The sequence below is a fragment of the Psychrobacillus sp. FSL H8-0483 genome, from assembly GCF_038637725.1.
In the GTDB taxonomy this organism is placed as follows: domain Bacteria; phylum Bacillota; class Bacilli; order Bacillales_A; family Planococcaceae; genus Psychrobacillus.
In genome coordinates this window covers 3,355,001-3,368,967 of the sequence record NZ_CP152052.1, presented here as the reverse complement: position 1 = coordinate 3,368,967, position 13,967 = coordinate 3,355,001, and the positions used below count along the sequence as shown (strand labels likewise).

Below are 13,967 nucleotides of genomic sequence, written 5' to 3'. Positions count from 1 at the left end.
CCTGTTGAATACATACAACAGGTTTTTCCAGTGTTAGAAAGGAAGAAAATGTATGAGCTCGATGAAGCGATATATGCAATTTGTTAAACCATATAACTTACAAATATTTTTAACAATTGTCATAGGTATCATAAAATTTGCAATACCTTTATTTATACCGCTCCTTATTAAAATCGTGATTGACGATATTATTGGGGCAGAAGCGTTAACTGATGCAGAAAAGATACAGCAATTAGTGTATTGGTTAGGAGGTACGGCGTTAGTCTTTCTAATCGTTCGTCCACCTATTGAGTATTATCGACAATATTTGGCACAATTAGTGAGTAATAAAATACTGTACGATATTCGTCAAAAAATGTACATTCATCTGCAAAAATTAAGTTTAAAATATTATTCTAATACTCGCGCAGGGGAAGTTATTTCAAGGGTAATCAATGATGTAGAGCAAACCAAGAACTTTGTAATGATTGGGTTAATGAATGTGTGGCTAGATTTAGCAACCATTCTTATTGCAATTGGAATCATGTTAACCATGAATGTGAAGTTAACAATCGTTACGCTAATTGCTTTTCCATTTTACGCATTCAGTGTAAAGTACTTTTTTGGGAGACTTCGCGATTTAACGAAAAAAAGATCACAAGCATTAGCGGGTGTTCAGAGTTATTTACATGAACGTGTGCAGGGAATGAGCATTATTAAAACGTTCACATTAGAGAAGCATGAACAAAAACTATTTAATGAAGCGAACGGTGAGTTTTTAGATAAAGCAGTCGATCAGACTATTTGGAATGCGAAGGCCTTTGCAGTTGTCAATACGATTACGGATATCGCGCCACTACTCGTTATAGCGTATGCAGGATATGAAGCGATAAATGGAAGATTATCGGTCGGAACGATGGCTGCATTTATTGCATATATTGAACGTTTATATAGTCCTTTAAGACGTTTGGTTAATTCTTCTACAACGTTAGTACAATCATTTGCATCAATGGATCGTGTTTTTGAATTAATGGATGAAGAATACGACATTGTCGATAAAAACGGAGCATTTACATTAAAAAATGTAACAGGAGAAGTTACGTTTTCAAATGTATCATTCCAGTATGAAAAAGACGGACATACCATTCTAAAAGATATGAATTTCCGTGTGAAAGCTGGCGAAACAGTAGCGTTTGTCGGCATGAGTGGCGGAGGTAAATCAACGATAATTAGTCTGATTCCACGGTTTTATGATGCTACTAATGGTAGCGTTCGAATAGATGGGAAAGATGTACGTGATGTTACAATTGAGTCATTAAGAAGACAAATAGGTATTGTATTACAAGATAATATATTATTCAGTGACTCCGTGAAGTCGAATATATTAATGGGGAAACCTGATGCGACAGACGAAGAAGTTATCGAAGCTGCGACAGCTGCTAATGCCCATGATTTTATTATGGATTTACCAGAAGGATATGAAACAAAGGTCGGGGAACGGGGAGTAAAACTTTCCGGAGGACAAAAGCAGCGTGTAGCAATTGCACGAGTCTTTTTAAAAAATCCTACTATTTTAGTTCTAGATGAGGCTACTTCAGCATTAGATTTAGAGAGTGAATCTTTAATTCAAGATTCATTAGAGCGATTGGCAAAAAATCGTACGACTATTATAGTAGCTCATAGACTTTCTACTATTACCCATGCAGACAAAATATTTGTTATTGAAAATGGGGAGCTAGCCGAAGAAGGAAATCACCACGAATTAATGAACAGTAAAGGTGTATATTATAATCTTTTTCAAATTCAACAATTAGATCCTGAAAACTGAAAGAAGCACCCTATAAGTTGTCGACACACTTATAGGGTGTTTTTTTAGTGGAATAATATCTGAATTTTTAATTAATTAATTGTATAAAAATACTTAAATAAGGATATTCAATAAGAAAAAAGACTTATGAGGTTTTAAGAAAGTATTGCATATAGGATTTTTTTGTGTAGAATATCAATATACACTAAAAAGTTAGAAAATTTTAATTATTGAAAATGAAATGAGGGAGCATCATGACAGAACGTGAAATAATTTTAGAAGTGAAAGACCTTCAAACTTCCTTTTTCACAGATGATGGTGTTATTCCATCCGTAGATTACATTGACTTTCACATTAGAGAAGGAGAAATACTCGGGATCGTTGGAGAATCAGGCTGTGGTAAAAGTGTGACTTCCCTTTCTATAATGGGCTTAGTTCCTAGTCCTCCAGGTAAAATTACGAATGGACAGATATTGTTTAGAGGAAAAGACTTAACAAAATTATCCGAACGGGAAATGAGAAGCATTCGAGGAAATGAAGTGGCAATGATTTTCCAAGAGCCTATGACATCATTAAATCCTTTATTTACAATTGGTAATCAACTAATAGAAGCAATAACACTCCATAAAAAAGACTGGAGTAAAAAACAAGTGAAAGCAAGAGCTATAGAAATGTTGAAGTTGGTTGGATTGCCTAGAGCAGAAGAATTGATGAAGGATTATCCTCACCAACTTTCAGGGGGAATGAGACAGCGAGTCATGATTGCAATGGCGCTTGTATGCGATCCTCAAGTTTTAATAGCTGATGAGCCAACAACAGCATTAGATGTAACAATTCAAGCTCAAATACTCAAGCTTATGCGAGATCTGAATGAACGATTAAATACAGCAGTTATTTTAATTACGCATGATTTAGGGGTTGTCGCAGAAACTTGTGAACGAGTTGTCGTGATGTATGCGGGAAAAGTAGTAGAAGAGGGATCAGTGGAAACGATATTCAATAATCCGCAGCATCCATATACAAAAGGTTTAATTGCTTCTGTACCGGATATGCGCTTTAAAAAACAGCGATTGTATTCCATTCCTGGAAATGTCCCAAAGCCAGGTATGATAAAACAGGGATGTCGCTTTGCAGCTCGTTGTGACTTTATGTTTGGACGTTGTACAGAAGAAAGCCCGCCGCTATATGAAACCTCTAAAGGTCATCAAACGAGATGCTTCTTATACGATGAGAAGGAGGTTGTAGTTAATGACAAAACCGCTGCTACAAGTTGAAGGATTAAAAAAGTACTTTCCCATCCATTCAGGGGTGTTAGGAAAACAATCTGGTTATGTAAAAGCAGTGGACGATGTGTCCTTTTATGTCAATGAAGGAGAGACACTTGGGATTGTGGGCGAGTCTGGTTGTGGCAAATCTACTACTGGCCGAATGCTTATGAGGTTGCTAGAGCCAACAGAAGGTAAAGTAACTTTTGATGGAAAAGAGCTTACAAGTGTTTCTAATACAGCTATGCGGAAAGCTAGAAGAGAAATTCAGATGGTATTTCAAGATCCGTATGCTTCACTTAATCCAAGACATACAGTAGAGAAAATATTAATGGAGCCACTCATTGTTCATAATATTGGAGATAAAGAGAGTCGTAAAAAGAAAGTATATGATTTTCTAGAAATTGTAGGACTTAGTAGTTATCATGCGAAACGTTATCCACATCAGTTTAGTGGAGGGCAGAGACAACGTATTGGAATTGCTAGAGCACTAATGACGAATCCGAAACTAATTATTGCGGATGAGCCAGTTTCTGCGCTCGATGTTTCGATACAAGCGCAAGTACTAAATTTGATGCAAGACTTACAAAAAGAACTAAAGCTAACGTATATCTTTATCGCGCATGATTTAGGGGTGGTGCGCCATATAAGTGACCGCGTTGGCGTTATGTATTTAGGTAGAATGGCTGAATTAGCTACGAGTGAATCTCTTTATGCAGAGCCACTTCATCCGTACACGAAAGCATTGCTTTCAGCAGTTCCAGTTCCCGATCCAGAATTTAAAAGGGAGCAGATTATTTTAGAAGGCGATATTCCTAGTCCTTCAAATCCGCCAACTGGTTGTACTTTTCATACGAGATGTCCATTTAGAATGGAAGTTTGTACAACGGTTGTACCGAAGTTAGAAGAAGTGAAACCTAGTCATTTTGTTGCCTGCCATTTATATAGTGAAGCAGTGCAGCATTGATAATATATTTTACGGAGGGGTAAATATGGGGACGAAGAAAATATGGTCATTTATGCTTTTGATGTTATTAGCTTTAATTGTTGCACTTGCTGCATGTTCATCTGAAAAAGAAACAGGTGGAGACAAAGAAACAAGCACAGATAAAGAGAACGAGGGCACTACAACTGAAGGGGCAACAGAAGAAACTGGAGAAAAAGTACTTATCTTCGGTCGCGGTGGGGATTCTGTATTCTTAGATCCTATTGCTGCAACAGATGGCGAGTCTTTCAAAGTTACGCAAAACGTTTTTGAAACATTACTAAACTTTGGTGATGAAGATACAACGATCAACCCTGGTTTAGCAAAAGAGTGGGAAGCGTCTGAAGATGGACTTACTTACACATTTAAACTTCAAGAAGGAGTTAAATTTCACGACGATACTGATTTCAATGCAGAGGCTGTTGTGAAAAACTTCGAACGTTGGGCAAATGGATCTGAAGATAAATTCCCATACTATGCTTCTATGTTTGGTGGATTTAAAGCTGATGAAGGTCATGTAATCGAATCTGTTACTGCAGATGGAGATTACACAGTTGTATTCAAATTAAAACGTGCACAAGCACCTTTCTTAAAAAATATCGCTATGAGTCCATTCGGAATTGCAAGCCCAACTGCATTTGAAGCAGCTGGCGATAAATTTGGAGATAATCCAGTAGGTACTGGACCATTCAAATTTGTAGAGTGGAAACGTAATGATTCAATCACTATCGAAAAATTTGACGGTTATTGGGTTGATGGTCTTCCAAAACTTGATAAAGTAGTTTTCCGTGCAATTCCAGATAATTCAGCTCGTTTAAATGAATTACTTGCTGGTGGAATTGATTTAGCAGACGGTGTAAACCCTGCTGATGGTGTAACAGTAGAAGGAGATTCAAACTTACAATTATTTGAACGTCCATCTATGAACGTTGGATACCTTGGTTTAACAACTACTCGCCCTCCGTTTGACAATGTAAAAGTACGTCAAGCAATGAACTATGCAATTGACAAACAAGCGATTATAGATGCATTCTTCGAGGGTCGTGCACAGATTGCGAAAAACCCAATGCCACCTTCTATTAGTGGATACAATGATGATATTCCAGGGTATGAATACGATCCTGCAAAAGCAAAAGCACTTTTAGCGGAAGCAGGATTTGCAGATGGCTTTGAAATGGAATTATGGGCAATGCCTGTTCCAAGACCATATATGCCAGATGGAGCAAAAGTTGCAGAAGTTATTCAAAAAAACCTAGAGGATATAGGAGTAAAAGCAAAAATTGTTTCTTACGAGTGGGCGACATATTTAGAAAAAGCACGCAACGGAGAAGCTGATGCATTCATGTTAGGTTGGACTGGTGATAACGGTGATGCTGATAACTTTATCTATGTATTATTAGATCAAGACAATATTGGAAGCAATAACTACACTTACTATAGCAACGATGAACTTCACAAAATCTTAATTGAAGCACAAACAGAAGTGGACGAAGAAAAACGTAATGATTTGTATAAGCAAGCTCAAGAAATCATTTTTGAAGATGCACCTTGGGTTCCACTTGCACACTCAACTCCATTACTTGCTGGAAAAGCGAATATAACTGGCTTCATACCACATCCGACTGGATCTGATAAATTAACGAACGTAGACTTTAAGTAAAAAGCTTGAAGGGGAGAGGTCTTCGAGATTTCTCCCCTTTCTTAATTTCATAATGGAGAGGTGAAGACAATGCTTCACTATATTGGAAAAAGATTATTACAACTTATCCCTGTTTTACTTGGTATGACATTTCTTGTTTTTATGATTATACGTGCTATTCCTGGTAACCCAGCTCAAGTTATATTAGGGCAGCTAGCATCGGAAGAAGCGATAAAAGCTCTAGAAATTAAGCTGGGATTAAACAATCCTTGGTATACGCAATACATTGATTATTTAATTGGCCTTTTTAAAGGAGATCTAGGGGAATCGATGCGAACGGTTCAACCTGTATCGAAAGAGATTTGGCCGTATTTAGCAGCTACTTTCGAGTTGGCATTTTTCGCCATTCTGATAGCAGTCATTATTGGGGTTAATGCAGGTATTATATCTGCTTGGTTCCAAAATTCCTGGTTTGACTATTTAGCGATGGTGTTAGCTTTAATAGGTGTGTCTATGCCAATTTTTTGGTTAGGTTTAATGGAGCAGTGGATTTTTGGGATAGAACTACAATGGTTACCGACGAGTGGTCGAGAAGATGTGAGAAATCCTATTTCATCGGTCACGAATTTATATGTACTTGATACGATTATAAACGGTAGGTTTGACCAACTCGGTCAAGTGTTAAAACATTTAGTGTTACCTGGGATTGCCCTTGCTACCATTCCAATGGCCATTATTGCACGAATGACGAGATCCAGTATGTTAGAAGTAATGAGAGCAGATTACATTCGTACTGCAAGAGCAAAGGGCCAAAAAATGTTTTGGGTTGTTTATAAGCATGCTTTAAAAAATGCCATTATTCCTGTATTAACAGTTATCGGGCTTCAAATGGGTCTGTTATTAGGTGGAGCGATCTTAACAGAGACAATATTTAGTTGGCCAGGCATTGGTAGATATATTTATGATGCCATTCAATTTCGAGACTATCCAGTCATTCAATCAGGAATATTAATCGTAGCGTTTATTTTTGTCATGATTAATTTATTCGTTGATATTTTATATGGTTTAATCGATCCTAGGATTAAATACGACTAAAAGGAGGAATAGATATGTCCGGAATAGTTCCGAATTTGATAAATGAAACAATTGCAGTAAAAGATCAGTCGACCGGTCCTTGGCGAGATGCATGGCGAAGCTTCCGTAAAAATAAATTAGCGCTTGTAGGAGCAGTGATTGTTCTTTTCTTCATCCTTTTAGCTATTTTTGGTCCACTATTTGCACCGCAAGGAATAAATGATCAGCTTTTAAAGGATCGATTGAAGCCTCCATCAAGTCAATATTGGTTTGGAACAGATGACTTAGGGCGAGATGTTTTTTCACGTATTATTCATGGGGCGCGGATATCTCTTTGGGTAGGTACTTCCTCTGTACTTGGGTCAGTGGTAGTTGGTAGTATTTTAGGTATTATTGCAGGCTATTATGGGAAGTGGATAGATACGATTATATCTAGAATTTTTGATATCATGTTAGCTTTTCCAAGTATTTTATTGGCAATTGCTGTTGTCTCAGTTTTAGGACCTTCCTTACAAAATGCTTTAATTGCTATTGCTATTATCAACATTCCTAACTTTGGTCGTCTCATTCGTTCAAAGGTATTGAGTATTAAAGAAGAGGAATACATAACTTCTGCGAAAGCAATTGGAATGAGAGATATTCGAATATTATTTTCTCATATTCTACCGAACTCAATGGCTCCTGTGATTGTTGCGGGTACTTTAGCAATCGCTTCTGCTATTATTGAAGCTGCTGCTTTAGGGTTTCTTGGACTTGGGGCAGAAGCACCTGCACCAGAGTGGGGTAAAATGTTAGCAGATGCTCGTCTGTTTTTACGGAATGCACCGTGGGCGATGATTTTTCCAGGGCTTGCAATTATGCTTACGGTTTTAGGGTTTAACTTAATGGGAGACGGATTACGAGATGCATTGGATCCACGAATGAAAAACTAAAAAACGTGCCGCCTAGTTATCTAGGTAGCACGTTTTTTTAGTAAGGAGATTCTTCTATTTTTACAGTTAGTTCTTTGCTGTGGAAGTTTTGGTAGGAAGTAATTAGAGTATCCACATGTTCTAATTGTTCTTCGTATTTCAGTATGGATGATAAAAAGTGAAGCAAGTGATAGGTTGAAAACTCTTCTTCTTCTTGAGTTAATGCTATTTGTTGCACAAATATGTTCATTACTTCTTGTCTCTGAAGAAAGGCATCTGAACCGTCCCATTCCATATGTTCGGGTTTTAATTTTCCAAGGAATTTTAAATGTAACTGTTCGTGATACGTTAAAAGAGCATCCAAACGTTCTTTTATCATCATTCGAAAATGCTCTGGTAGCTCCATCAGCTCATTTTCATGAAGGTTGAGCCTTTTAAGTACGTCTAAGCTTTTATAAGAAGTAGAAATTAGTTCCCGGTAAACAACTATTTTTCTTCCCTTTGTATGCATTGATTTCTTGGTATAACCACGTTCTTCTTTAAAAAACAAATAAATTTGATCTATTCGACTAAGGCGGTCTTTTAATTGATTAATAGCTTGTTTTGTTGATTGATGATCCGAAGCACTTCTAACGGCAATTCGAATCCAACGGATAATTTCATCTTGTGTATAGTGAATAGCATTAAATAGTTTTGTTTCAAATTTAGGTGGTAAAAACACTAAGTTAACGAGGAATGCGGATAAAACTCCAACAAGAATAGTTAAGAAACGAATTAATGCGAACATTAAAAAGTCATCACTTTGAATTTCCATAATCGCAATAACGGTTACAAGTGCTAAAGAAATCGTTTTTTCCAGTTTAAACTTAAGCATAAGTGAAATGGCTACAATTGCAGCGAATCCTACAGTAATATAATGATTGCCGAAAGCTAAAGCGAATAGCACTGCAATTGCTGCGCCAATTAAATTGGATTGCACTTGCTCGATAACTGTCAAATAGGATCTATAAATCGAAGGCTGAATGGCAAAAATTGCGGCTATTCCTGCAAATACAGGACTAGGTAGCTGAAGTAAGTCAGCCATAAATAATGAAAATACTATAGCTACTCCAGTTTTAAATATTCGTGCTCCCAATTTCATTTAATCCTATCCTTTCCTCATCGGAGATATACATGTTTTTAATAATAGGCTCTGTTAAACGATCATGTTCTAAAAAACTACAGCCTAATTTAACGGAGTCTAATAATAAGAAAGGATAACTATTCTACATAGTAACTCGTTCTTATTTAAGCTGAGCAAAAGCTTTATTGACAGCTGTAATTGTTTCTATAATATCATTTTCTGTATGCGCAGTTGTAATAAACCAAGCTTCATATTTGGAAGGAGCAAGATTAATACCTTGTTGCAGCATTAGTTTGAAAAATTTAGCGAACATTTGACCGTCACTTTCTTCTGCTTGCTCATAGTTCTCTACTTTTACATCGGTAAAATACACAGAAAGTGCACCTTTAATACGGTTGATTGTAATCGTTATGTTGTTGTTCTTCGCTGCTTCTAAAATTCCTGCTTCTAATAAAGCTCCAAGTCTATCCAGTTCTTCATATAAGCCAGGGGATTGTAAAACCTCTAAACAAGCAATACCAGCCTGCATAGATGCTGGATTACCAGCCATAGTTCCCGCTTGGTAAGCCGGACCTAGTGGCGCAACTTGTTCCATTATTTCTTTTTTGCCACCATATGCACCGATTGGGAGACCGCCACCAATGATTTTACCCAGAGCTGTTAAATCTGGTGTTTCATCTAACATAGTAGATGCTGCACCATAATGGAAGCGGAATGCTGTAATCACTTCATCATAAATGACTAGTGCACCTTTGTCTTTTGCCATTTTATGAACAAGTGGTAAGAATCCTTCATTTGGCTCTACCATACCGAAATTTCCAACGATTGGTTCTACAAGTATACAAGCTAGTTCATGTCCCCATTTTTCCATCGCTTCTTGATAAGCTTTTGGATCATTAAATGGAATTGTTATCACTTCTTTTGCAATCGATTGTGGAACTCCTGCTGAATCTGGTATTCCAAGTGTAGCCGGACCTGAACCAGCCGCAACTAATACTAAGTCAGAGTGTCCATGATAACATCCAGCAAATTTCATTACCTTTGTTCTTCCTGTATAGGCACGAGCAACTCGAATTGTAGTCATGACAGCTTCTGTTCCAGAGTTTACAAAACGCACTTTATCCATAGAAGGGATTGCATCTTTTAACATTTTTGCAAAAGTAACTTCATGTTTTGTAGGAGTACCGTACAATAAGCCTGTTTGCGCTGCTTTTGTAATTGCCTCAGTAATATGGGGATGCGCATGACCAGTAATGATCGGGCCGTATGCAGCTAAATAATCGATATATTTATTTCCATCCACGTCATAAAAGTATGCACCTTCCGCTCTTTCCATGACGATTGGTGCACCGCCACCGACAGCTTTATAAGATCTCGATGGGCTATTCACTCCACCTACAATATGTTCTAGTGCTTCTACTTGTATTTGTTCCGATAATGTTTGTTTCAATTGTATTACCTCCGTGTAGTATTTCTTTATGTAAGGATAAGAAAGTATAACTTTTCTATATAGTACTGTCTAGTTTCGCCCTGCACTTTTCTTATTTTAGACAATATTTATGAAAAAGGCTAAAGAAAATTGAACATACACATAAAGTTCGTTACGATAGATGTAAATAGAGGAGGGATTTTGATGCAAATATTGGAAGGAATGGTTGCGCCAAAGTTTTCATTGAAAAATGAAAAAGGAGAGTTTGTATCATTAGAGGATTTTGCAGGTAAGCGATATGTGGTTTTATTTTTTTATCCAAAAGACTCAACTCCAAGTTGTACGACAGAAGCCTGTGATTTTCGAAATGCTTATACCGACTTCGCTAATTTAAATGCAGTTATACTTGGTGTCAGTGCAGATGACGAAAAAGCACATACGAAATTTATTGAAAAACACGGTCTTCCATTTTCATTATTAATTGATAATATGCATGAAGTGTCAGAAGCATATGGAGTATGGAAGTTGAAAAAGAACTTTGGAAAAGAATATATGGGTATTGAACGAACTACGTTTTTAATTGATCCTACGGGTACAGTCGTAAAAGAATGGCGAAATGTGAGAGTAAAAGGCCATGTAGAAGAAGCATTACATACATTAAAATCAATAGCAAATAACGGAGAATAAAAGATGAATATATTATTTTCTTTTTTACCTAAAGAAGAGCAGCAAGCTAATTTAAGAAATGATTTTCCAAAAGCGGTATTTACCTTTCAAAAAGGCTTAGATAAAGAAGCGTTAAAAACAGCTGATATTTTTGTTACGTATGGTGAAGACTTACATGCCAATGATATCGAAACAGCTGAAGAGTTGAAGTGGATTATGGTTGCATCGGCTGGAATGGAAAAAATGCCTTTAATGGAAATAGCTAACCGTCAAATTGTTGTAACGAATGTCAGAGGGATTCACAAAACTCCTATGGCAGAGTCAATACTGGCACATATTCTCTCTATAAAAAAATCACTTCCACTGGTTGCAGAGAATCAACGTAAAGGTGAATGGTCTAAGCGGGTGCCTTCTTCTGAATTATTAGGCTCAAAAGCATTAATTTTAGGGCCTGGTGCAATAGGTGGTGAGGTAGGAAGGATACTGCAAGCTTTTGGAGTTCAGACGATTGGGTGCAATCGTAGTGGACAAGCAGCACCATACATGGATGAAATGACTTCTTTTGAAAATCTTACTGAGGCCTTACCATTTGCAGATTTTGTGATTTCCATATTACCAAGTACAGAATTAACTAAAGGATTGTTGACGTATGAGCATTTTCAGTCTATGAAGCCTACTACTCTATTTATGAATTTTGGTAGAGGAGATGTTGTCAAGGAAGACGTGCTACTCCGTGCAATAAGAGAGGAATGTATCGCTTTTGTAGTCTTAGATGTTTTTGAAAAAGAGCCGCTATACGAAGGTCATCCATTTTGGGAAATGAATAATGTTATTGTATCGCCTCATATTTCTAGTCACTCCTCTCAATATGTTGTGCGGGCTCTTGAGATTTTTTCAAGAAATTTAACAGAATGGATGCTCGGTAGTAACCATTTGGAAAATTTAATTGATATGGAAAGAGGTTATTAAGGCTATTTCTTCATTTCATCTCTCTTAATAAATTTGACAGCCATGCCTTTTCTTATTTATACTTATTATAAATTAACTTATAATAAACATGAAGAGAGGTGCATGCGATGACGGAAGTACATTTAAGAGATGCTTTAGATACATTAAAATCAACTGGTGTACGTATTACACCTCAGCGCCATGCGATATTGGAATTCATTATACAATCCATGTCACATCCCACTGCGGACGATATATATAAAGCACTTGAAACAAAATTTCCAAGCATGAGCGTTGCGACTGTATATAATAACTTACGTGTATTTAGAGAAGCTGGCTTAGTAAAAGAATTAACGTATGGTGATTCATCTAGTAGATTCGACTTTATCACGAATGATCATTATCATATGATTTGCAATGCATGCGGTAAAATAGTGGACTTCCACTATCCAGGATTAGATGAGGTAGAACATTTAGCTTCTCATTTAACTGGTTTTGATGTAAGTTCTCATCGTATGGAGATTTACGGAACTTGTCCTACATGTAAAGAGCATGGAACAAAAGTTCAATAAGAAAACCGAGCGTAGAAGTTTACGCTCGGTTTTTTATATGCTCTTTTAAAAATTTTATTAGCGAATAAGTTCGTCTGGTAATCAGATGATTTTCGCTAGAATTTAAAACCGTATTAATAGGAAGTCAATTATTATTTATATCTAGTCTCTCAATCAATGCTAGAAATAACACAAAATTGACCTCCTTTATTTTCTCAATATTTTTGTATACTATGTTAGTATAAAAAAGCAAAGTGCAAAATTATTTCTTTCTATTTAAATTGGCATCGAACTCTTGTCCTTCAAGAGATGGATCAAGCGTTAAAGGTTCTTTACAATACATACACATATCTACTCTACCTAAAACTTTAGTGTGTTTCCCACAATTTGGGCAGACTACTTGTACAGCTTTAGTGGATAATAAACCTATCCAACCGTATACAGCAGTACTTCCGATAATGGAAAGTAATCCTAGAGTCATAAAGATAGTTACTAATATAGCATTTTCTCTAAAAAATATGGCTCCATACATTATAATAAATCCAAAGAATATTAGGCCTAATGCAAAGGAACGTATTCGATTTATTTTATTTTTATAGGGTTTCATTTTTTAACCTCCTAATTTCTAAATACACTATATCATATTTTGGTATAAAGAAATATTTTGAAGTTTATATAGAAGGAAATATTGAATAGTTGTCGAAAATCTATACTGTAGGAAACAAAGGAGGCTCCATTTTGGAAGCGTTATTGAGACCGATTTATCAAGAAAGAGCAAGTGATCCAAATACATTGGGAATTATATTAGTGGAAAAGCGAGAAGAAGTCAGCCCTATGACAGATACGTTTGATTCCATCTTATTTATAATAACGAGCGAGTCAAACCAGCCTGTTTATACAAAGCATTACACGTATAACGATAAAAAAGCGGCTCTCCATATTTTTACACAGAAGCAATTAAGAAAATGGCTAATACTTGGTACAAACCCTAAAATGGTTGATTGGCTTATCAATGGGAGAGTTGTTTTTGACCGTAATGAATATTTAGAAGGCTTAAAACAAGAGTTATATGAATTTCCGATAAACGGGAGAAAAGCAAGAATGGGAATTGAATTCGCTAAGCTTTCTAGAAGATATTTAGAAGGTAAACTATTTTTCGAACAGTTGAATTTCCTTGATGCATACAATCATATAATAGATTCTCTTCACCACTTAGCCCGTTTAGCTGTATTCGAGAATGGGATGCATCCGGAAATTATGGTCTGGAAACAAGTAAAACAATTAGATCCTTCAATTTATAAGTTATATGATGAACTTATTTCTAGTGAGGAATCATTAGAGAAAAGATTAGAGTTATTATTTTTAGCTAGTGATTTCTTAATTCATTCAAGAACTAAAGATGGAGCCCAACACATATTAGAGGTTTTATCTTTAAAAGAATTTTGGACTATCCAAGAAATACATGAACAAGAAGAACTAAAGAATTATTCTGTAGATCTAGAGGTTTTTATTGAGTTTTTAGTAGATAAAGGATTTATTTTAATCGAAAAACAACCAACAAAAAGTAATGAAATCATGCATAGATACTAC

General features: G+C 36.2%; 13 protein-coding genes (1 of these 13 cut by a window edge). 10 read left to right on the top strand and 3 right to left on the bottom strand.

All coding sequences use genetic code 11. The features are described from left to right. Positions 1-52 precede the first annotated feature (52 nt). The 6 genes from MHB48_RS16430 to MHB48_RS16405 all read left to right on the top strand — a co-directional run bounded on the left by MHB48_RS16430 (position 53) and on the right by MHB48_RS16405 (position 7,681). A complete protein-coding gene (locus tag MHB48_RS16430) occupies positions 53-1,807 on the top strand; it encodes an ABC transporter ATP-binding protein (protein WP_342598982.1) in 1,755 nt (584 codons plus the stop codon). Positions 1,808-2,040: 233 nt separating this feature from the next. Then, positions 2,041-3,060: an ABC transporter ATP-binding protein gene (locus MHB48_RS16425; protein ID WP_340923229.1), complete on the top strand. Its 1,020-nt coding sequence runs from the start codon at positions 2,041-2,043 to the stop codon at positions 3,058-3,060. Then, positions 3,035-4,018, top strand: coding sequence for a dipeptide ABC transporter ATP-binding protein (locus MHB48_RS16420; RefSeq protein WP_342598981.1), 984 nt, complete (start codon positions 3,035-3,037; stop codon positions 4,016-4,018). The genes MHB48_RS16425 and MHB48_RS16420 overlap by 26 nt, the downstream gene beginning before the upstream one ends. Positions 4,019-4,043: 25 nt before the next feature. Continuing rightward, the gene (locus MHB48_RS16415) at positions 4,044-5,696 is read left to right on the top strand and encodes an ABC transporter substrate-binding protein (protein ID WP_342598980.1); all 1,653 of its coding nucleotides are present in this window, start codon (positions 4,044-4,046) and stop codon (positions 5,694-5,696) included. Between the two features lie 69 nt (positions 5,697-5,765). Then, positions 5,766-6,770 (top strand): ABC transporter permease, encoded by a 1,005-nt coding sequence (locus tag MHB48_RS16410; RefSeq protein ID WP_342598979.1) that lies wholly within the window; start codon positions 5,766-5,768, stop codon positions 6,768-6,770. Positions 6,771-6,784: 14 nt separating this feature from the next. Continuing rightward, complete coding sequence (locus MHB48_RS16405) at positions 6,785-7,681, top strand: ABC transporter permease (RefSeq protein ID WP_342598978.1); 897 nt, start codon at positions 6,785-6,787, stop codon at positions 7,679-7,681. A gap of 37 nt (positions 7,682-7,718) precedes the next feature. Here MHB48_RS16405 and MHB48_RS16400 read toward each other — a convergent pair whose 3' ends face one another. Together MHB48_RS16400 and MHB48_RS16395 are read right to left on the bottom strand one after the other, a co-directional pair. Further along, complete coding sequence (locus tag MHB48_RS16400; protein WP_342598977.1) at positions 7,719-8,801, bottom strand: aromatic acid exporter family protein; 1,083 nt, start codon at positions 8,799-8,801, stop codon at positions 7,719-7,721. A 142-nt stretch (positions 8,802-8,943) separates the two neighbouring features. After that, positions 8,944-10,233: a glutamate-1-semialdehyde 2,1-aminomutase gene (locus MHB48_RS16395; RefSeq protein WP_342598976.1), complete on the bottom strand. Its 1,290-nt coding sequence runs from the start codon at positions 10,231-10,233 to the stop codon at positions 8,944-8,946. Positions 10,234-10,416: 183 nt separating this feature from the next. On the opposite strand from MHB48_RS16395, the gene bcp reads away from it, so the two are divergent. The 3 genes from bcp (at position 10,417) to perR (ending at position 12,398) form a co-directional block, all read left to right on the top strand. Then, entirely contained in the window at positions 10,417-10,899 is a 483-nt protein-coding gene (gene bcp, locus MHB48_RS16390; protein ID WP_342598975.1) for a thioredoxin-dependent thiol peroxidase, read from the top strand. 3 nt (positions 10,900-10,902) lie between these two features. Further along, the gene (locus MHB48_RS16385) at positions 10,903-11,847 is read left to right on the top strand and encodes a D-2-hydroxyacid dehydrogenase (RefSeq protein ID WP_342598974.1); all 945 of its coding nucleotides are present in this window, start codon (positions 10,903-10,905) and stop codon (positions 11,845-11,847) included. Positions 11,848-11,954: 107 nt separating this feature from the next. Then, positions 11,955-12,398, top strand: coding sequence for a peroxide-responsive transcriptional repressor PerR (perR, locus tag MHB48_RS16380; RefSeq protein ID WP_342598973.1), 444 nt, complete (start codon positions 11,955-11,957; stop codon positions 12,396-12,398). Between the two features lie 241 nt (positions 12,399-12,639). On the opposite strand, the gene MHB48_RS16375 is transcribed toward perR, so the two are convergent. Then, complete coding sequence (locus MHB48_RS16375) at positions 12,640-12,984, bottom strand: YgzB family protein (protein WP_340923202.1); 345 nt, start codon at positions 12,982-12,984, stop codon at positions 12,640-12,642. A gap of 131 nt (positions 12,985-13,115) precedes the next feature. Here MHB48_RS16375 and MHB48_RS16370 point away from each other — a divergent pair, with 131 nt between their 5' ends. Further along, on the top strand, positions 13,116-13,967 hold the 5' portion of the coding sequence (locus MHB48_RS16370; RefSeq protein WP_342598972.1) for a nucleotidyltransferase-like protein. 15 nt of this gene lie beyond the right edge of the window; 852 of the gene's 867 nt are visible here — the first part of the coding sequence; the start codon lies at positions 13,116-13,118; the stop codon falls past the right edge of the window.

What these genes read in the sequence shown, in the direction of transcription:
- MHB48_RS16405 (WP_342598978.1), top strand. Translation starts at nt 6,785, where the DNA reads ATGTCCGGAATAGTTCCGAATTTGATAAATGAAACAATTGCAGTAAAA.
- MHB48_RS16430 (WP_342598982.1), top strand. Translation starts at nt 53, where the DNA reads ATGAGCTCGATGAAGCGATATATGCAATTTGTTAAACCATATAACTTA.
- MHB48_RS16375 (WP_340923202.1), bottom strand. Translation starts at nt 12,984, where the DNA reads ATGAAACCCTATAAAAATAAAATAAATCGAATACGTTCCTTTGCATTA.
- MHB48_RS16415 (WP_342598980.1), top strand. Translation starts at nt 4,044, where the DNA reads ATGGGGACGAAGAAAATATGGTCATTTATGCTTTTGATGTTATTAGCT.
- MHB48_RS16420 (WP_342598981.1), top strand. Translation starts at nt 3,035, where the DNA reads ATGACAAAACCGCTGCTACAAGTTGAAGGATTAAAAAAGTACTTTCCC.
- MHB48_RS16385 (WP_342598974.1), top strand. Translation starts at nt 10,903, where the DNA reads ATGAATATATTATTTTCTTTTTTACCTAAAGAAGAGCAGCAAGCTAAT.
- MHB48_RS16425 (WP_340923229.1), top strand. Translation starts at nt 2,041, where the DNA reads ATGACAGAACGTGAAATAATTTTAGAAGTGAAAGACCTTCAAACTTCC.
- bcp (WP_342598975.1), top strand. Translation starts at nt 10,417, where the DNA reads ATGCAAATATTGGAAGGAATGGTTGCGCCAAAGTTTTCATTGAAAAAT.
- perR (WP_342598973.1), top strand. Translation starts at nt 11,955, where the DNA reads ATGACGGAAGTACATTTAAGAGATGCTTTAGATACATTAAAATCAACT.
- MHB48_RS16400 (WP_342598977.1), bottom strand. Translation starts at nt 8,801, where the DNA reads ATGAAATTGGGAGCACGAATATTTAAAACTGGAGTAGCTATAGTATTT.
- MHB48_RS16410 (WP_342598979.1), top strand. Translation starts at nt 5,766, where the DNA reads ATGCTTCACTATATTGGAAAAAGATTATTACAACTTATCCCTGTTTTA.